The 19,535-nt window shown below is 64.8% G+C and carries 16 protein-coding genes; 6 read left to right on the forward strand and 10 right to left on the reverse strand.

Going from position 1 to position 19,535, the window contains the following annotated elements; genetic code table 11:
- Positions 1-160: 160 nt before the first annotated feature.
- Entirely contained in the window at positions 161-1,459 is a 1,299-nt protein-coding gene (locus ACSSVY_RS08485) for a GumC family protein (RefSeq protein ID WP_454269039.1), read from the forward strand.
- A gap of 127 nt (positions 1,460-1,586) precedes the next feature.
- Here the strand turns inward: ACSSVY_RS08485 and ACSSVY_RS08490 are convergent, their stop codons facing one another.
- The 6 genes from ACSSVY_RS08490 to ACSSVY_RS08515 all read right to left on the reverse strand — a co-directional run bounded on the left by ACSSVY_RS08490 (position 1,587) and on the right by ACSSVY_RS08515 (position 9,115).
- On the reverse strand, positions 1,587-2,588 hold the full coding sequence (locus tag ACSSVY_RS08490; protein WP_454269040.1) for a CpsD/CapB family tyrosine-protein kinase: 1,002 nt from the start codon (positions 2,586-2,588) through the stop codon (positions 1,587-1,589).
- A 165-nt stretch (positions 2,589-2,753) separates the two neighbouring features.
- Positions 2,754-4,859 carry an NAD-dependent epimerase/dehydratase family protein gene (locus ACSSVY_RS08495; protein ID WP_454269042.1) on the reverse strand — a complete coding sequence of 702 codons (2,106 nt, stop codon included), beginning with the start codon at positions 4,857-4,859 and terminating at the stop codon, positions 2,754-2,756.
- A gap of 11 nt (positions 4,860-4,870) precedes the next feature.
- Complete coding sequence (locus ACSSVY_RS08500) at positions 4,871-5,830, reverse strand: glycosyltransferase (RefSeq protein WP_454269044.1); 960 nt, start codon at positions 5,828-5,830, stop codon at positions 4,871-4,873.
- Positions 5,827-7,074, reverse strand: coding sequence for a glycosyltransferase (locus ACSSVY_RS08505; RefSeq protein WP_454269046.1), 1,248 nt, complete (start codon positions 7,072-7,074; stop codon positions 5,827-5,829). The genes ACSSVY_RS08500 and ACSSVY_RS08505 overlap by 4 nt, the downstream gene beginning before the upstream one ends.
- Positions 7,071-7,970 (reverse strand): NAD-dependent epimerase/dehydratase family protein, encoded by a 900-nt coding sequence (locus tag ACSSVY_RS08510; RefSeq protein WP_454269048.1) that lies wholly within the window; start codon positions 7,968-7,970, stop codon positions 7,071-7,073. The genes ACSSVY_RS08505 and ACSSVY_RS08510 overlap by 4 nt, the downstream gene beginning before the upstream one ends.
- Positions 7,961-9,115 (reverse strand): Gfo/Idh/MocA family protein, encoded by a 1,155-nt coding sequence (locus tag ACSSVY_RS08515; RefSeq protein ID WP_454269050.1) that lies wholly within the window; start codon positions 9,113-9,115, stop codon positions 7,961-7,963. The genes ACSSVY_RS08510 and ACSSVY_RS08515 overlap by 10 nt, the downstream gene beginning before the upstream one ends.
- A 208-nt stretch (positions 9,116-9,323) precedes the next feature.
- On the opposite strand from ACSSVY_RS08515, the gene ACSSVY_RS08520 reads away from it, so the two are divergent.
- Positions 9,324-10,073, forward strand: coding sequence for a WecB/TagA/CpsF family glycosyltransferase (locus tag ACSSVY_RS08520; RefSeq protein WP_454269052.1), 750 nt, complete (start codon positions 9,324-9,326; stop codon positions 10,071-10,073).
- On the opposite strand, the gene ACSSVY_RS08525 is transcribed toward ACSSVY_RS08520, so the two are convergent.
- Genes ACSSVY_RS08525 through ACSSVY_RS08540 form a run of 4 tightly spaced genes read right to left on the reverse strand, consistent with a single transcriptional unit; the run spans position 10,027 to position 13,956 of the window.
- Complete coding sequence (locus ACSSVY_RS08525; RefSeq protein WP_454269053.1) at positions 10,027-10,977, reverse strand: metal ABC transporter permease; 951 nt, start codon at positions 10,975-10,977, stop codon at positions 10,027-10,029. The genes ACSSVY_RS08520 and ACSSVY_RS08525 overlap by 47 nt on opposite strands.
- Positions 10,977-12,176, reverse strand: a complete 1,200-nt coding sequence (locus ACSSVY_RS08530) for a metal ABC transporter permease (RefSeq protein ID WP_454269054.1) — start codon at positions 12,174-12,176, stop codon at positions 10,977-10,979. The genes ACSSVY_RS08525 and ACSSVY_RS08530 overlap by 1 nt, the downstream gene beginning before the upstream one ends.
- Before the next feature lie 2 nt (positions 12,177-12,178).
- The gene (locus tag ACSSVY_RS08535) at positions 12,179-12,970 is read right to left on the reverse strand and encodes a metal ABC transporter ATP-binding protein (RefSeq protein WP_454269056.1); all 792 of its coding nucleotides are present in this window, start codon (positions 12,968-12,970) and stop codon (positions 12,179-12,181) included.
- Positions 12,967-13,956, reverse strand: a complete 990-nt coding sequence (locus ACSSVY_RS08540) for a metal ABC transporter solute-binding protein, Zn/Mn family (protein WP_454269058.1) — start codon at positions 13,954-13,956, stop codon at positions 12,967-12,969. The genes ACSSVY_RS08535 and ACSSVY_RS08540 overlap by 4 nt, the downstream gene beginning before the upstream one ends.
- A gap of 110 nt (positions 13,957-14,066) precedes the next feature.
- On the opposite strand from ACSSVY_RS08540, the gene ACSSVY_RS08545 reads away from it, so the two are divergent.
- From ACSSVY_RS08545 to katG, 4 genes are all read left to right on the forward strand, one after another.
- Positions 14,067-15,710: a long-chain fatty acid--CoA ligase gene (locus ACSSVY_RS08545; RefSeq protein ID WP_454269060.1), complete on the forward strand. Its 1,644-nt coding sequence runs from the start codon at positions 14,067-14,069 to the stop codon at positions 15,708-15,710.
- Complete coding sequence (locus ACSSVY_RS08550) at positions 15,707-16,729, forward strand: phosphotransferase family protein (protein ID WP_454269062.1); 1,023 nt, start codon at positions 15,707-15,709, stop codon at positions 16,727-16,729. Before ACSSVY_RS08545 ends, ACSSVY_RS08550 begins: the two co-directional genes overlap by 4 nt.
- Complete coding sequence (locus ACSSVY_RS08555; RefSeq protein ID WP_454269064.1) at positions 16,726-17,145, forward strand: PaaI family thioesterase; 420 nt, start codon at positions 16,726-16,728, stop codon at positions 17,143-17,145. Before ACSSVY_RS08550 ends, ACSSVY_RS08555 begins: the two co-directional genes overlap by 4 nt.
- 158 nt (positions 17,146-17,303) lie before the next feature.
- Positions 17,304-19,469 carry a catalase/peroxidase HPI gene (gene katG / locus ACSSVY_RS08560; RefSeq protein WP_454269065.1) on the forward strand — a complete coding sequence of 722 codons (2,166 nt, stop codon included), beginning with the start codon at positions 17,304-17,306 and terminating at the stop codon, positions 19,467-19,469.
- Positions 19,470-19,535: the final 66 nt, after the last annotated feature.

A 19,535-nucleotide genomic window follows, 5' to 3' on the forward strand; every position in this document is an offset into this window, starting at 1 on the left:
CTAAATTGTGGCCGAGTTGAGACTTAATTCTGTCAGGGCCGTTTGGGGGCATTCGGCTGACAGGATGGCACCCCGCAGTTGCGCGGCCGTCCGTCAGCATCGAGTAACCCGAGCGGTCTTTTGCGTTCAGCCGCGTTGAAACGACACTGATAGGCAAGCCATGAGCGCGATCCAGTCCTTTCCCGATCTGATGCGGCTCTTGCACCGCAAGCTCTGGCTGATCGTGCTGGTGGCTGTGGTCGGCGCAATTCTGTCGATCATCGTGGCGCTCAATCAGCCCAAGGTATTTCAGGCCACCGCCGTCATTCAGATCGAGACGCCGCAGGTCGGCAGCGATCTGGCCGGACAAACCATTGCCACCGATGCCAATCACCGGCTGCAACTGATCGAACAGCGATTGATGGCGCGGGACAATCTGGTCAAGGTGATCGAGCGGCACGGCCTCTTTGCCAATGCCCGCAACATGCCACTGGCTGAAAAGGTGCATCAGCTTCGGATTTCCGCTCGCATCACGCCGATCACCGTTGGTGTTCCCGGCATGGGTCCGGCAACGGCCCCCTCGGGTCTGAGTGTGACGGTGAATCTCAACGATCCGGTCAAGGCCGCCGAGGTGGCCAATGATTTCGTCGAGACCGTGATTGCCGAGAACCGCGAGCGGCGGATGGCGCTGGTCCGCGAAACCCTCGATTTTTTCAGTGCCGAAGAGACGCGGGTCAGCGCGCGCATCGCAGAAGTCGAAGGCGTCATCGCCGATTTCAAACGCGCCAATGCAGAATCCCTGCCCACCAGCATCACGCCGGTCCGCGAGGAATTGCGCACCCTGAATGAAACGCTGCTTGCGCTTGATCAGCAGATCATCACGCTGGAAACCGAGGCCTCGCGCCAACGCCAAGAAGTCTTTGCCCGACAGATCGGTCAGTTGACGGAACAGCGCGCGCTGGTGGCCGGGCGTATCGCCGAGAATGAGGCAGCCTTGGCGGCGGCCCCCCGCGTCGAACGGGAATTGGGCGCGCTCACCCGCGATCTGACCCAGTTGCAGGACCAGTTGAGAACGATCACCACCAACCGGGTCGAGGCGGAAATGGCAAGCGTGCTGGAATCGCGCCAGCAACAAGAACGGTTCGAGATTCTGGAAACCGCGATTCCCCCCGAATTTCCGGTCTCAGCCAGTCGCAAGAAACTGGTGATTGCGGGCGCGTTGGCCAGCCTTGTTGCCGGGATCGGATTTGCGGTGCTGCTGGAGATCATGAACCCGGCAATCCGCAGCGCGGCGCAGCTCGAACAAGAGCTGGAGATCACGCCTGTCGTGACCATTCCGATCGTGCGCCTGCGTCACGAGCGGCGGCGTCGCGCGCTCAAGATCGCCGGAACTGTGGTGATGATCCTGCTCATCGTTCCCATTCTGGTGAAGTTTGCGCAGGAGCGGCTGATGCCGCTGCGACTGCTGGGCGGCAACTAGGGCACCGTCCGAGGCATTTGCAAAGATCTAGCCTGCCTACGCCATTTACAGTGCCACTCGCGCGAAAAAAGGCGCGGCACGCGCCGCCGCGCGACTCTCAGCCGGAGCCCCAGCGCCTCAAACCCGCTCAGTAGCCGTATTTGGCGATGCTCTCGCCCTCGGCCCGGTTCATCACCACGCCCAAGAGCGGCGTGTCCGTGCCGAACCGCGCCTTGAGGTCACGCACATGCCGCGCGGTGGTGCGCCCACCGCCCACCACAATCAACACCCCGTCGAATTGCGGGCGAAACCCCAGCACATCGTCGTAATAAAGCGCGGGCGGCATATCAAAGATCACCACATCCGGGGCAAGCCGACGATACATGTCCTGCAACACCTCGCCGGTCTCTGGCGTATGCAGGATTTCGGCGGCATAGGGCTCTGCCCGGTCGTTGAGCCCCATGGCGAGGGTCTGACCGATATGGAGCGGATTGTCCTCGGGACAGGTCAAAAACCGCTCTAACGGAATATCACCGCTCAGGAACCCGGCCATGCGTCCGGGATCTGGCTGGCCCAGGGTATGGGCCAAAGAGGGGCGGCGCAGGTCCATGTCCATCAACACGGTGCGCACACTCGATTGCCGCGACAGGCTGATCGCGAGATTGGCCGCGACAAAGGATTTGCCGCAATCGGGGGTGGGCGAGGTAATCGCCACCCGGTGCCACCCATTCGCACGCAGCGCCGCCAAGAGCTTGGTGCGCAGCACGTCAAAGGCCACATGCGCGGGGTCCTCGCGCGTGGCGGAAATGAGTCGGTGCATCGCCAGATGCTTGGGGTCGAACACCACCCGGCGCAGCGCAGGCCACAGCAGCGGCGCAGGCGCAGGTGTGGGGTCTGGCGCGACATCTGAGGCGATCGCCGGCTCAGGCTCAGGCTCAGGCTCAGGCTCAGGCTCAGGCTCAGGCTCAGGCTCAGGCTCAGGCTCAGGAAGATTTAGCACCTCGGAGAATGTGGCAAGTACCGATTCCTCGTCTTCCGGCCATTCAAGGTTGGGGCGCACGACCGGCGCATTCTCCTCGGCTTCGGCCTCCATCTTGGCCCGACGGGCGGCGCGGCGGCGCATATAGTCGTCATGGCGCTTGAGGTTCATGATCGCACCCCATGCCACGGCCCCGCGCCGCGGCGCGTGCCTGTGGGTCTGCCGGGGGTGGCCTGTCCTGCCATTGCAAGGTCTCCTGCCTGTTGCCGCAGGTATGGCCCGAAAATCCGGCAACAATGCGACCAAAAGCGCGGGATTATATGCCCATCTCGCCGCTCAGAACCCAATCAGCCCGGCGCGGTCCACGGCCTCTTGCAGAAATTCTTCGCGGTTCGACACCGGTTTCCAGCCCAACAAAGCCTTGGATTTGGTATTGTCGAACTGCGCGAAATGCGCCCGCGATTGCCAGTCTCGCCGCGACGCGCGGATCACGCCGGGGCGGCGCAGGGCATAGGTCTTGAGCGCCGATTTGACCGCATCCGCCGCCCACATCGCCGTCAGATTGCCGGAACTCACACGAATCCGCGCGCCCAACCGCATATGGATCGCGTTGAAATAACTGCGCGCTGTGAGAGGCACATCGCCAACAAGGTTAAAGGATTGCCCCGGCGCGGCCCTGCTCTCGCCCATCCGGATGAGCGCGTCCGACACATCCCCGATCAGCACAAAGGGCAGCGGGTTGTCTCCCGACCCCCAGAGCCGCACCGCGCCCGCGCCATGCCAGCGCCCGATGCCCCAATGTTGCAACGGCCCGCCATAACCAACCACGATTCCCGGTCGCGCGATGGTCAGCGGCAGGCCATGATCGCGCGCCATCTCCCAGAGCCGCCGCTCACATTCCGCCTTGGAGCGAGCATAGAGGTTGCGGTCACGCATATCCTGCGCGAAGGGCGTCGATTCAGTAATCACCGTCTGCGGGTTGGACATGTCATAAGACGCAATCGTGCCGGTATAGACGAACCGGCCCACACCTGCCGCCAGTGCCGCCCGCGCAATCCGGTCCGACACGGCCACATCATTCTCCAAACAGTCCTCCCAAGAGGTGCCGAGCGCGCGGGCAAGGTTATAAACCACCTCGATCCCCTCCATCGCGCGGCTCAGCCCCGCCTCATCGCGCAGGCTAACCGCGCAGGTCTCGACGCTTTCGGGCAGGTCGTCAAACGGGCCATGCGCCCCGCGCGACAGCACCCGCACATCCTGCCCCCGCGCCACCAGCGCGCGCGTCAGGTCGCGTCCCAAAAACCCGGTGCCGCCAATCACCAACGCCGTGGGCTTAGGCTTGCGCCGCGCCTTGGGCGCTGCCCAGGTTTCGCGGCCCTGATCCGGCATCATCGCAATCGCCGCATCAATCGCGCGCATCACCGCTTCCGCCGCCACGCCGTCAAAGCGCGCATCGAGCGGCTTGTCCTCGCGAATGGCGGTATAGAACGCCGCAAACGTGCCGACAAAGCCAAGCGCATAGGGCGATTTCCGGTTGAGCGATCCGACCTGCCGCGCGGCATTTCCCACGCCGTCGCGCAGATTCTCCCAGGCTGCGCCCATCTGGCGCAGAAACGGATTGAGCACCAGATCGGCGGTGTTCTCATGGGTCACGGTCAGCACATCGGCGGCATAATCCAACCGCGCCAGACCCGAGGAACCGCGCAGGATCAGCGATCGGTCATCGACCGTCTCGACCAGTTGCAGGTTGAAGGCAAGATCAACACCCCCCGCCTGTGCCGTGATCCGCCAGCTTTGCGGTCGCGCCCCCGCCCCCGGCAGGGCCACGGGCTTGCTCAGGTAAACCCCGGTCACGGTGACCGGCCCAAAGAGATCATGGGCAAAGGCAAAGAGATGCGGCCCGAGTTCCAGCAAGAGGTTGCGCGGTTCTCGCAAGAGCCAGAGGCCATAGGGGCCAGAGCGCAAAGGCGCCAGCGGCAAGGCCCAGGTGATCTCGGCGCTGGAAATACGGCCCAACTCGCCGCGTGCGATCTGATCCTTGAGGCGCAGATAACTGGGCAGCCCAAGAAAATTGTGACCGGCGGCCAAGATACGCCCCGCCGCCCGTGCAACACTGGCAATGCCCGCGGTCTCGTCGCCCGAGAGGGCCACCGGCTTTTCGATCAGAACATGCAGCCCCGCCGCCAGACATTTGCGCGCAAGCGCCGCATGGCTATCGGGCGGCGTCAGGATATGCACCGCCTCGACCGCACCGCTCGCAATCAGATCCTCGACCGAGGAAAACGCCCGCGCCCCATGCGCGCCCGCCAAGCCTTCGGCGGCAGAGGCCGACAGATCACAGACCGCCGCCAGCCGCACCCCCGGTGTGAGCTTGAGCGCATCGGCATGCCAGCCTGCGATATAGCCCGCGCCGATCAGGCCCACATTGATCACTTTACTCATCGCAGATTCCCTTACTTGTACTCGATGATCTGCATCGCATCGCCACGCCACTTGCGCAGCTTGTAGGTCACCATGCCGATCAGATTTGGAAATTTGGACAGGCTGAGAAACAGCGCCTGATGCAGCGCGCTCCGCATGCCCATCCCGGAGCTGCGCAACCCCTGCACCGTCTTGGCATAGGACAACGCATAAGCCGACAAAACGCCTGCCAGCAACGGAAACCAGAATAGCCCTGCCACCGCCAAAAGAGGTAGAGCCAGCCCATAGACCCGGACCCGCGCACGTTCCCGCGCGAAATAGCCGGGGTGCATGTCCCCGACCTGCGCAAATCCGTGCCCCGAGCGCACCGCCCGCCGCCACCATTGGCCAAAGGTCCGCATCGCAGCATCGTGCCGGGTCATCGGTTCGGGCAGGCGGATCAGACGCCAGCCCGCCTTGCGCAGGCGTTGACAGAATTCCTCGTCTTCAGAGGCGATGATCGTGCCGTCAAAGCCGCCAACCTCCTGATAGGCCGCGACCCGCAACAGCATATCGCCGCCGCAGGCGGTGATCTCACCCGCAGGCCGGTGCCATTCGTGATCGCAGAGCGCATTGTAGACGGAGGCCTCGGGATGGATTTCAGACCGCCAGCCGGTGACAAGGCCGATGCTGTCCTCCGCCATCAGCACCGCTGCCGCCCGGTCGATCCAGCCCGGCACCACGATGCAATCGCCGTCGATGAATTGCACCGCGTCGGGCAGGTCCGGAGCCAGAGCGGCGAAACCCGCGTTTCGCGCCCGCGCGGCGGTAAAGGGCGTGGTTGTGTCCAACGCCACCACCTCGGCCCCTGCCGCCCGCGCTGCGGCCACGCTGCCATCGCTCGAACCGCTGTCGACATAGACCACCCGCAGCCCCTGCCCGCTGAGCGAGGCGAGGCTCGCCACTAGCCGCGCGCCCTCATTGCGTCCGATCAGAACAACGGCGATTTTCATTCTTGCCCTTCCGGTCTGAGGTGTTTGGGGGGCACCCCCTCTGCATAACCCTCAAAGAGAGCGGCCAGCCATGCCGCCTCGGTGTCCGAGGCAAACTCAGCGCTGACGCGCAACCGCCCCGCCTCGCCCATGACGCGGCAGAGGTCGGCATCGTCCAGCAAACGGACAAGCGCCACACGCAGGGCATCGGCATCACCGGGCGGCACCAAGAGGCCGCTCACCCCGTCCTCGACCAGTTCCGGCACGCCCGCGATGCGGGTTGTCACCACCGGCACCCGCGCCGCCATCGCCTCCATCAGCACGACCGGCACGCCTTCGGCAAAGCTGGGCAGGACAAGCGCCGTCGCCGTGCGCAGCAGGTCCGCCACTTCGGCCTGAGACCTATAGCCCGCAAAGGTGATCCGCGACGCAAGGCCCATGTCGCGGGCACGCCGCTCCAGTGCAGCGCGCTCAGGACCGTCTCCCACAAGCGTCAGATGCAGCGCAGGATGATCCTTGCTCAGGTCGCGCAGGGCATCAAAGAGCATCGGCACGCCCTTAACCGCCGCCAGACGGCCGACAAACAGAAGATGCGCGGGCGCACGGCTGGCAGGGCGGTCATAGCGCGCCGGATCAACCCCGCAATGCACGATATGCAACTTGTGCCAATGCCGGGGGTCGGAAAAGGCCATCGCCTGCGAGCGGGCGAAATGGCTGATACAGGCAACGAAACGCGCGCGGGCAATCTTTTCATCCAGCCGCCAGCGATAAGGCTCATAGAAAATATCCGGCCCATGCAGCGTGAAACTATAGGCAATACCCGACATTTCCGACATGAGCATCGCCACGGTGCAGCTCGATTTTGCGATGTGATTGTGCAGATGCGTCAGCCCACGGGCGCGCAGATGCTCCGCCAGAACGGCGGCCTCAGCCAGATAGATGAACTGGTAGAGCGTGGCCTTGATCCCGCCGGGGCTGGTGCGCCATGCCAGACGCAGGGCGCGCAGCCACGCCCCCGGCCTACGCCACGCCGCCAGATGCGCGGCCATCAGGCGGCGGAGCGAGCGGGCGGTTTCCAACACATGAAACGTCCCCGCCGCCTCGGCCCGCTGCTCGGGTCCGGTGTGATGCTCGGCCCCGGTGCGGCGGATCGAACAGGTCTCGACCGTGAGCCCCTGCGCGCGCAGCGCCGCCACTTCGCGCTGAATAAAGGTATCGGTGGCGCGGGGATATTCGCCGGTCAGATAGGCGATGCGCAGGGTCATGCCGCGCCCTCCGCCGCGCGCGCAAACGCCGTCTCGAAATCATCCTGCGGCACCCAGCCCAGCGCCAATTCCGCCGCCGCAATGTCATAGCGTAGCGGCCGCATCCGCGCGCGCAGCACAGCGGGGCGCAAGAGCCCCGGCACACGCGCGCCCAAGGGCGAGAGCAACCCTGCCAAGGGGGCAACCAGTCGCCAGTTGACCGGCACCACATGGCGCGGCCAGCCTGTGCGCCGCAGGGCGTCCACATACCGCGCCCGCGTCGGCAGGTCCGCGCCCAGAATATTGAGCGCACGCCCCTCGCCCGGCGCCTCTGCCGCCAGAACAAAGGCGCGGGCACAATCGGTGAGCGACACCACCGGCACCTCGCCGCCCCGCTCCATCAGGATCAACGTCCCCCCAATCCCCAGCCCCAGATGGGCATTCATCACCCGCCCCGGCCCAAGGATCGCACCGGGCCGCAAAATTGTATGGCGCAGGCCACTCTCACGCAACATCGCCTCTTGCGCCAGCTTGGCACGGGCATAGGCGTCGCGCCGCTCAGGACGGTCTTCGAGCGGTGTCGCCTCGGTGACAACGCCCATTGCATCAGCGCTGTAGACGACAATCGAACTCGCCAGCACCAGACGCGGCGGCAAAGGCTGCGCCTGCATCGCCGCAATGAGGTGGCGCGTGGCGGTGAGCGTGTCGCGGTCCTGCACGGCCCAGTCGCCCGAGAGCGCCCCGGCCAGATGGATCACGCAGTCAATCCCGTCGAGGATGTCACCCACCCCGCCCGCCGCCAGATCCATATCAGCGCGCGTCACGCCCCGCACCGCATGACCCTGCGCGCGGGCCTCTGCGACCACTGCCCGGCCCAGAAACCCGCCTGCCCCCGTGACAACAAGGCTCAGACCCATGATGCGACCTCCATCGGGGCGCAGCGGCTCTCGATCTCCACGACGCCGCTTGGACCCCGAAGCGCCAGTGTCACCTCGGTCAGATGCAGCGCCATGGCATTCGTCAGACGACAGGCGCGCGCCTCGGCCAGTGCCGCCAGCATCTCGGCGGGACCAAGGGCGAAATTCATCGACGCCGCCCCCCATCGCCCCACCTTGGGATGCGACGGCCCACGCGCCCGGATGCGCCGGCCAAAGGGCGTCTCGATCAGCCTGCGCCGCAGTGTGAAACGGCGATAAAACCGCACGGCCGCCGCATTGTCCCAAACCTCGCGCACCTGCAACACGCCCTCGTCACCAAAGACCCGCAGGCGGTGATCATGGGACGCCACAATCGAGCATGTGAGCCGCGTCACCGGGCCTGCCTCAAAGACGAGCGTGGCCACCGAAACATCGGGCGCCCCCCCCGCACCCGGTTTATCGGGAATGACCTCGGCCGAGGCCGACACCACCCGCGTCACGCTGCCGAACATGGCGATGAGCCAGCTTAGCACATAGCCCGCATGCTCCAGCGTGCAGCCAACCGCGAATTCATCGGCATGGGGCCACGGTGCCCCACTCTCGCTCTGCCATTTGCCATAGGGGGCCTGAGGGATAAAGCCGTCATCCATCTCGGCATAGATCAGCCGGGGCGTGCCCGCCACACCGCGCCGCACCGCGCCAATCAGCAGCTGTGCCGCCTCGCCCAGCACCGACGACGGCGCAGAGGCCAGCATGAGCCCCTGCGCCTCTGCCAGATCATGCAGCGCGCGGGCCTGCGCGACTTCAAGCGTCAGCGGCTTTTCGCACCAGACGTGATGGCCTGCCTCAAGACAGGCGCGGCTCACGGCATAATGCGCCGCAGGGTTCGTGAGGTTCAGCACCACATCGCCGGGGCTGAGCCGCGCCAAGAGCGCCGCGAGGGTCGCGTCGGTCGCAACGCCCCAATGCGCCGCAAATTTGGCCAGCCGTGCGGGATCATGGTCATGGGCGGCGATCACGGCAATCTCGGGATGGGCCGCGAGCGACCGCATGTAGAGATCGGCCACGAATCCGCAGCCCACCAGCGCCACGCGCCCCAGCCGTGCCGTCCGGCTGCTGCTCCCTCTGCCCTCTGCCTGCATCATTACCCCTGTATCTCGCGCCTCGGATAATCACAGAATCATGGCAAGAATCCGACCATTTCCCTACAGTTTCAATCCCTTGCACACCCTTGATGCAACGCGGACACAGTCCCCACCGCATTGCCGCAAAAGCTGCACATTTTCGCCCTAGTGTAACCACGCGCTAGGGTAGATATAGCACCAAAGGCCGCGACTTTCGTAGGGGAATCGGGTGGAATTTCACATTAAGGATGAGGTGATACGGATCGCGCCCCGCGATGCCTCGCGCCTGCTGTCGGTCCTGAGCAATCGGTTGCGCGACAAGAGCGGCTTTGCGCTGGCGACGCTCAACCTCGACCATCTGGTGAAACTGCGCCGCGATCCCGCCTTTCTGGCGGCCTATGGGCAGCATGATCTGATCGTTGCCGATGGCAACCCGGTGGTATGGCTGTCGTACCTTGCCGGGCGTCCCGTCGGGCTGGTGCCAGGGGCTGACATGGTGGTGCCGATGGCGCAGCTTGCGGCCGATACAGGGGCAAGCGTGGCCCTTGTGGGCAGCACAAACGCGGCGTTGCGCGCCGCCGAAGAGGGGCTTTGTGCCTGTGTGCCGGGGCTGGTGATCGCCGCGCGCATCGCACCACCGATGGCGTTTGATCCGATGGGCCTTCAAGGCGACGAGGTGATTGCCGCGCTGCGCGCCTCGGGTGCGGGGTTATGCCTCGTGGCGCTTGGCGCGCCCAAGCAAGAGATTTTCGCCGCCCGCGCCCATGCCGCCCTGCCGCATATGGGCTTTGCCAGCGTCGGTGCCGGGCTTGATTTCATCGCCGGGGTGCAACCCCGCGCGCCGCTCTGGCTGCGACGTCTGGCCTTTGAATGGCTGTGGCGCGCGCTCGCCAGCCCACGCCGGATGCTGCCCCGCTATGCACGATGCGCGGCTATTCTGCCGGAGTTGATGCGAGAGACGTGGCGTCTGCGCGGCTGACGCTCTGCCGCCGCGGACCAAAAAGAGCAGCTCCCCCAAGGATCACGCCCGAGACCGTGGCGATCATGCCCGCCGCACTGACCGCATTGTCATAACCCAGCCAGAGCGGGCCGTAGCCAGCCAGCACATAGCCCAACACCGCCGACAGCGTGGCAAAGACCACGCTCCACGCCAACTGACGTCCCAAGCGGTCGGTCATCAGACGGGCACTCGCGGGGGGGCAGATGAACATCGCGATCACGATGATCGACCCCACCGCGTCAAACGCCGCCACCGCCGCCAGCGCCGCCACCGCCACCAAGGCCAGCCCCAAAATGGCCGTTGGGATACCCATGGCGCGGGCAAACCCCTCGTCAAAGGTCGCAATCACCAAGGGGCGCCACAGCACCGCGATAAAAAGCACTGTGCAGAGCAGAACGGCGACCATCCGCCCCAGTTCGGGCGGCAAGCCTGCCAGCGCCTTCGGATCGGTCAGCGCGCCCCAGCCATAGCCATCCAGCCAGATCAGGCTTTCGAGATTGCCGTAAAGCGCGTGTTGCACGTCGAGATGCACGCCAGAGGCGGCGCTTTGTTCCAAGAGCAACACGCCACCCGCGAACATGGCGGTAAAGACCACACCCATTGCTGCCCCCGGTTCGATCCGGCCCAGACGGCGGATCACCTCGATCAGGATCACAGCCACCATCGCCGCCGCCGCCGCCCCCAGCATCATCGGCCCGGTGGCGACCATGCCGGTCACAAGGAACCCGGCCACGATCCCCGGCAAAACCACATGGCTGATCGCATCGCCGATCAGCGCCTGACGCCGCAGCAACAGGAAATTCCCCGGCAGCGCACAGGCCACCGCTGCCGCAATGCCAATCAGAAGCGGCGTGAGCGACAGCATGACGAAATCCTGCCCCATCACACCGCCCCCTCTGGCCCAAGCCCCCGGTCCAGTGCTGCAATCTGATCGCCCGTCAAGACCTCGTCCAACGGTGTCAGCCCATCGTACCGCGCCGCCGCCGCCTCGAATGCCGGGTCCGAGCGCAGGATTTGCCAGCGCCGCTCATCCAGCCGCGCGCGTGCCGCCATGGCACGGCCTGCCTCGGTCGCGACGCCATCGGCCCGCGCCAGCCCGGCCCGGCGCATCAAGCGCAGGGTCAGCCGCTCATAGACCGGCTGCCCCGCCGCCAGCGCCAAGAGGCCCTGACGCAGATGCACCCGGCGCTGAAATCGTAGATGCCGCAAGGCCGCCGCCAGCACGCCCCGCCCCGGTGCCATCAAGAGCGACAGCACGAAGAGCGTAAAGGCCGCCAGCACGATGAGCGGTCCGGTGGGCAAGTCCGGTGCCGTGGCCGACACCGCAGCCCCCAGATAGCCCGCAACCCCGCCAATGATCCCCGCGATCATCACCACATGCCCCGCGCGCTCGGACCAGAACCGCGCCGCCACCGGCGGGATGATCAAGAGCGCCACGATAAGCACGAGGCCCACCACCTTGAGCCCGGTCACGGTGATGGCCAGTGCCAATCCCATCATCGCCAGATCGACACGCGCAAGCCGCATCCCCTGCCCCACTGCATATTCGGGGTCAAAGGCCACAAGGATCATCGGCCGATGCAAGAGCCGCACCAACGCCAGCACCACAGCACCGCCTGCCGCAATCGTCAGCGCCTCGTCGCGCAGCATGCCTGCCGTAGCGCCCAGCAAAAAGGTCTCAAGCCCCGCCTGCCGCCCGGCATCCATCACCTGCACCACCGTCAGCAGGACAACGCCAAAGCCAAAGAACACCGACAGCACCGCGCCAATCGCGGCATCCTCATGCAACCGCGTGCGCGTCGTGAGCCATGTGACGGCGAGAAGGCCCAGCCCCGCCGACAGCGCCGCCCCCAGCATGAGACCGGGCAGAAACCGGCCTTCGCCCCCCATCGCCACCATCACCATGAACCCCAGCACGACGCCGGGCAGCGTGGCATGGCTGATGGCATCCGACACCAGCGCACGCTTGCCCAGATAGAGATAGGTGCCCGTGGCCCCCGCTCCCACACCCAGCATCGTAGCCCCCAGCGTGACCAGCGTGGCGTTATAGCCCAGTTGCAGCGTGAGCGCGTCCCAAAGCATGCTCAACCCGCCGCCGCCCCACCCATCTGCGCCAACGCCAGCCGCCCGCCATAGGCGGTTTGCAAATGCGCGGGGGTGAACACCTCGGCCACCGGACCTTCGGCAATGGCGGTGGTGTTGATGAGAAACACGCGGTCGAAATATTCGGCCACCGTGGCCAGATCGTGATGCACGGCGATCACTGTCTTGCCCTCGGCGCGCAACCCGTGCAACACCGCGATGATCGCCTTTTCCGTGGCGGCGTCGACGCCAGCAAAGGGCTCGTCCAGCAGATAGAGATCCGCCTCCTGCGCCAAGGCCCGCGCCAGAAACACCCGCTGTTGCTGCCCGCCCGAGAGCTGCCCGATCTGGCGATGGGCAAAACCTGCCATCCCGACCCGGTCAAGACAGGCCGTGGCGCGGGCACGGTGGCTGGCCCGCACCCGGCCCAAGAGACCCAGTTCACGGGTGAGACCCATCATCACCACATCAAGCACGCGGGCCGGAAAATCCCAATCCACACTGGCGCGCTGTGGCACATAGGCAATCCGCGCGCGCTGCTCGTGCAGCGCACGACCATAGCTTGTGATCTGCCCCGACAGGGGCCGGATGATCCCGAGTGCGGCCTTGAGCAGCGTCGATTTGCCCGCGCCATTGGGGCCAACGATGGCGGTCATCTGACCGGGGCGAAAACTGACATCGACGGAAAAAACCGCCGGCTTTTCACCATAAGAGACCGTCAGCCCCCGGATCGACAGCGGGCTGTCGGTGTCTGGCGCGGTGGCTTTGCTAACCAGTTCCAGTGCCATGCTCATCCCCCTGCCGCCAGTTTTCCATCCATCCCGCGCCCCGGAGCGGTGCCACCCAAGGCAGTGGCGATGGTGGTCACATTATGGTCGATCATGCCCAGATAGCTGCCCTCATAGGTGCCGGGTGCGCCCATCGCATCCGAGAAAAGCTCGCCGCCAACGATCACCTCATGGCCCTGCGCCGCCGCCCCTTCGATCAGGGCACGGATATTGCGATCTGACACGGTGCTCTCGACAAACACCGCCCTGATCTGACGACTGACCAACAGATCAACCAGATCACGGATGCGCGCCAGACCGGCCTCGGATTCCGTGGACAATCCCTGAATACCCTCGACGCGGTAGCCGTACGCCCGGCCAAAATAGCCAAAGGCATCATGCGCCGTGACCAGCACGCGCTCAGGCTCGGCCACCGTGTCCAGAACACCCGTGGCATAGCGGCCCAGCCGCGCCAAATCTTCTTTGTAGCGCGCGGCATTGCTGACAAAGAGGTCCGCATCCTCGGGCCGTTCGGCGCTCAGCGTCTCGGCGATGCGGTCCACAACAGAGGCCCACAACTCCGGCACCATCCAGACATGCGGATCATAGCGGCCCTCGTAATCCTCATGCGCGATGCGCGCGGCGTCGGGCACCGCCTCGCCCACCGGGACAACGGGCGAGCGCGCGGCAAGTTTCAGCAAAAACTCCTCCATCTGCGCCTCAAGATAGAGGCCATGCCAGAGCACCAGATCAGCGCGGGCGAGGGCGGCAATATCGCTGCGGGTCTGGCGGTAGGAATGCGGATCAATCCCCGGCCCCATCAGGGCGCGCACCTGCACGCGGTCGCCACCCACGACCCGCGCGGCGTCAGCGATCATGCCGGTGGTGGCGACCACCTCCAGCGGGGCGGTTTGGGCGACTGCAGGGCGCGAGGCAAGGACTGCCGCACCCAGCGCAAGGCCAAGCGCGCGGCGGCGGGTCAGAGACGGAAAGGCTGTGATGTGATGTGACATGAGAATGAATATGAGAACTATTCGCAACAAGTCAAGGCCCCCTCCGGCCGATTGATCCCCCTCCGCTTTCATGCCACCGTCGCGGCGGAGGCACGAGGGAGGGAACCACCATGCAGGGCCAGATGATGCATCGGCCGCTCAGGATCATAGACATCCTGTTGCACGCCGCCGAGGCGCATGCCACCGAGGGCATCGTGTCGGCGCGGGTCGAGGGTGATCTCCACCGCCAGAGCTATCCGCAAACGCTGGCGCGGGCGGCACAACTGGCGCAGGCGCTCACGGCACTTGGACTGGAACCGGGCGACCGGATCGGCACGCTGGCGTGGAACGGCCACCGGCATTTCGAACTTTATTACGGGATTTCGGGCATCGGCGCGGTGTGCCATACCCTCAACCCGCGCCTGTCGCGCGAGCAATTGCTCTATATAATCGGACATGCGGGCGACCGGTTTTTGTTCCTCGATCTCACCTTCGTGCCGCTGATCGAGGCGCTCTTGCCCGATCTGCCGCCGGACCTGCGCTTTGTGATCCTGACCGACCGTGCGCGTATGCCCGACTGCGCCTTTGATGCGCTCTGCTACGAGGATTTGCTGGCGGCGCAGCCGCCCGAGTTTGACTGGCCGACCTTCGCTGAGGAGACCGCCGCCGGTCTCTGCTACACCTCCGGCACGACCGGCAACCCCAAGGGCGCGCTTTATACCCACCGCTCCACGCTCTTGCATGCGCTGCAAGTGCCGCTCTGCCAAACCTCCAGCTTTCGCGCTGGGGGCCGCGTGCTGCCTGTGGTGCCGCTCTTTCACGTCAATGCCTGGGGGCTGCCCTATGTCGCCCCACTCACCGGCATGACGCTGGTGATGCCGGGACCGCATCTCGACGGGGCCAGTCTCTTTAGTCTGATGGACGCGGAGGGGGTTTATTCCGCCTGGGGCGTGCCGACGGTCTGGGCGGGGCTGCTGGCGGAAATCAAGGCACAGGGGCGCATCCCCGCTGGCTTTGCCGATCTGGTGGTCGGTGGCTCTGCCATGCCGCGCGTGATGATCGAGGCTTATGAGACGCGCGGCGTCGTGGTCTCGCAGGCTTGGGGTATGACCGAAACCAGCCCCATCGGCGCTTATGGCGTCCTGTCCCCGGCGCTGCAAGCGGCGCCGATGGCGGACCGCATCGCCGCCAAATGCTGTGCCGGGCGTCGCCTCTTTGGGGTGGAGTACAAGATCGTCGATGACGCGGGCCAGCGCCTGCCCCATGACGGACAGGCGGCGGGCGAGCTATTCATTCGCGGCAATACCGTCATCAGTGGTTATTTCGAGAACCCAGAGGCCACCCGCGCCGCTATGGATAGCGAGGGTTGGTTTGGCACGGGCGATGTCGCCTCGGTCGGCCCCGCGGGGCGGCTCACGATCCGCGACAGATCCAAGGATCTGGTGAAATCGGGTGGCGAATGGATCAGCTCGATTGATCTGGAAAACGCCGCCCTGTCGCATCCCGGCATCGTCGCCTGCGCCGTAATCGCCGTGCCGCATCCGAAATGGGACGAACGCCCCGTCTTGGTGGCCGTGGCCGCAGGGCCGGACCGCCCCGCACTGTCAGAGATCTGCGCCCATATGGAAACCCATTTCGCCAAATGGCAATTGCCCGACGATCTGCTCTGGGTCGAGGCGCTGCCGCTGACCGCCACCGGCAAAGTCTCGAAACTGACACTACGCGAGCAATTCGCCGATTACATCCACCCCGACCTGCGCGGGGACGGGGTATGAGCGCGCTCGACACTGAAGCCGTCGCCGCATGGCTCGGCGATCATCTGCCGGGGTTCCATGGCCCGGCGGAGGCGCAGAAATTCAGCGGCGGGCAATCCAACCCCACCTACCGCCTGACAACCCCCACGCGCAGTTACGTCCTGCGCCGCAAACCGCCCGGCGTGCTCTTGAAATCCGCCCATGCGGTCGAGCGCGAATTCCGCGTGCAGCGCGCGCTTGAGAATACGGCGGTCCCGGTCGCCCGGATGCACCTTTTGTGCGAGGATGAGCGTGTCATCGGCACGCCCTTTTACATCATGGACGAGGTCAAGGGCCGCACCTTTGACGCCCCCGCGATGCCCGGCCTCACCCCGCCCGAACGCCACGCCATAATCGACGAGATGAACCGCGTTCTGGCCGCCATCCATGACATTGACCTCGTGCAAACCGGCCTCACGGACTATGGCCCCTCCGGCAGTTACTATCGCCGTCAGGTGGATCGCTGGTGCGCGCAATATACCGCCACCGCCACCGATGATCTGCCTGACATGACCACGCTCATGGCGTGGCTCGATGCGCATATTCCTGACGATGACGGGCAACGCACGCTGGTGCATGGCGACTACCGGCTCGACAATCTGCTCTTTGAATCCCATGGCACCGCCTGCGTCGCCGTGCTCGACTGGGAGCTTTCCACCCTCGGCCACCCCTACGCCGACCTTGCCGCCGTGATCATGCAATGGTCGATGCCCGCCACCGCAGAGGGACGCGGCCTTGCGGGTGTGGACCGCGCAGCACTTGGTCTCTGGTCAGATGCGGAGTTTATCGCCCGCTATTGCGAACGGCGCGGGATTGCCCCGATCGAGGGGTTCCATTTCTACCTCGCCTTCAGCTATTTCCGCATGGCGGCCATCCTGCAAGGCGTCAAGAAACGTGCGCTGGATGGCAATGCCTCTGACCCCGCACGCGGCCTGCGCCTCGGGGAGTATGTGCCCGACTTCGCCCGCGCGGGCCTTATCGCGACCAAGGACAAGACATGACCCAGGACATCGACCCAAACCTCCTCGAACCGCCCTCGGCGCTGCAGACCCATCTCGGCTATCGCCTCATTGCCTGGTCCAAAGACTTTGCCCGGCTGGAACTGCCGCTGGAGCCCTACCTGATGAACCGTCAGGGTCTGCCCCATGGCGGCATCCACGCCACCATGCTCGATACCGCCATGGGTTTTGCCGGGTGCTACACCGGCGACCCGGAGCAGCAGCAGATGGCGCTCACCCTGTCGCTGACGGTCAATTATCTGGGGCAGGCCACCGGAACACGGCTGATCGCCGAGGCACGGCGCACGGGCGGCGGCAAATCCACCTATTTTGCCCAAGGCACCGTGCGGGATGAAACCGGGGCGCTCATCGCCACGGGCACCGGCGTATTTCGCTATCGGCGGGATCGAAACCCATAACCCCAGGCTATGAATACGTTTAGTAAAACCAATTATTAATTATTGAACGCTTCTGGTAAACGCATCAAGGATACCGCGCACGCCCAAGGAATCAGTCGCATCCATCGCGACGACTCTGGGCGACCTCACCGAAGACAACATTCAAGTAGGAGACGAAAATGGACGGCAACAACATTGGCAAATGCCCGGTCATGCATGGCAGCGTGACAGAAACAGGCACCAGCGTCATGGATTGGTGGCCCAAGGCCCTGAACCTCGATATCCTGCACCAGCACGACCACAAAACCAATCCCCTCGGGGCGGATTTCAACTATGCCGAAGAGGTCAAGACCCTCGACTTCGAGGCGGTCAAGGCCGACGTCAAGGCGCTGATGACCGACAGTCAGGACTGGTGGCCGGCCGATTGGGGCCATTACGGCGGCTTGATGATCCGTCTCGCATGGCATTCCGCGGGCTCCTACCGTCTGGCCGATGGGCGCGGCGGCGGTGGCCATGGCAACATCCGCTTTGCCCCGCTCAACAGCTGGCCCGACAACGGCAATCTCGACAAGGCCCGCCGCATCCTCTGGCCAGTCAAAAAGAAATACGGCAACAAGCTGAGCTGGGCTGACCTGATCCTGCTCGCAGGCAACATGGCCTATGAATCCATGGGCCTCAAAACCTTTGGCTTCTCCTTTGGCCGCGAAGATATCTGGCACCCCGAGAAAGACACCTATTGGGGCGCGGAAAAGGAATGGCTGGCCCCTAGTGACAGCCGCTATGAGAACGTCGAGAATCCGGCCACCATGGAAAACCCCCTCGCCGCCGTGCAGATGGGTCTGATCTATGTGAACCCCGAGGGCGTGAACAGCAAACCCGATCCGCTGGCCACCGCCGGACAGGTCCGTGAAACCTTTGCCCGCATGGCCATGAACGACGAGGAAACCGCGGCTTTGACCTGCGGCGGTCATACCGTCGGCAAGGCGCATGGCAATGGCGATGCCGAGACTCTGGGCGATGCACCCGAAGCCGCCGATCTCGAAACCCAAGGCTTTGGCTGGGTCAATCCCAACCTCGGCGGCAAGGCCACCAATGCCGTCACCTCTGGCATCGAGGGCGCGTGGACCACCCATCCGACCAAGTGGGACATGGGCTATTTCAAACTGCTGTTCGGCTATGACTGGGAACTCACCAGATCCCCGGCAGGCGCGCAACAGTGGCAGCCCATCGGCATCAAAGAAGAGGATATGCCGGTTGACGCAACCGACACCTCCAAGCGCGTCATGCCGATGATGACCGATGCCGACATGGCGATGAAGATGGACCCGACCTATCGCGCCATCTGTGAAAAGTTCATGGCGGATCAAGCCTATTTCGAGGATTGCTTTGCCCGCGCATGGTTCAAGCTGACCCACCGCGATCTCGGCCCCAAGGCCCGCTACATCGGCCCGGACGTGCCCCAAGAGGATCTGATCTGGCAAGACCCGATCCCGGCGGGGTCGACCGGCTATGATGTCGCCGCCGTCAAGGCCAAGATTGCCGCAAGCGGTCTGAGCCTGTCGGAGATGGTCGCCACCGCTTGGGACAGCGCCCGCACCTTCCGCGGCTCTGACCTGCGCGGCGGGGCCAATGGCGCGCGCATCCGCCTTGCCCCACAAAAGGATTGGGAGGGCAACGAGCCTGCCCGTCTGGCGCGGGTTCTGGCAGCGCTCGAACCGATCGCAGCAGAAACCGGGGCGAGCGTCGCGGATGTCATCGTTCTGGCCGGTAATCTCGGGATCGAACAGGCGGCCAAAGCCGCAGGTTTCGCTATAGACGTGCCCTTTGCCCCCGGTCGCGGCGACGCCACCGAGGACATGACCGACGGGGACTCCTTCGAGGTGCTGGAACCGCTGGCCGATGGCTTCCGCAACTGGCTCAAGAAGGATTACATCGTCACCCCCGAGGAAATGCTGCTCGACCGGGCACAGCTCATGGGCCTCAGCGCGCATGAAATGACCTGCCTCATCGGCGGCATGCGGGTGCTGGGCACCAACCACGCTGGCACGATGCATGGCGTCTTTACCGACAAGGTGGGCGCACTGACGACCGACTTCTTCACCACGCTCACCGACATGGGCTTCAAGTGGGACCCGAATGGCGATGGCACCTACAACATCGTGGATCGCAAATCGGGCGCGGTGAAACATACCGCCACCCGCGTCGATCTGGTGTTCGGCTCCAACTCCATCCTGCGCGCCTATGCCGAGATCTATGCACAGGACGATGCCCCCGAAAAATTCGTGCGCGATTTCGTCGCCGCATGGACCAAGGTGATGAACGCGGACCGCTTCGATCTGGTCTGACCGGACCGGTCGACCAAAACGCGAGAGGCGCGGCGAGACATCGCCGCGCCTTTTTCATGTATGGAG

Source organism: Roseovarius sp. MBR-51 (assembly GCF_053628575.1).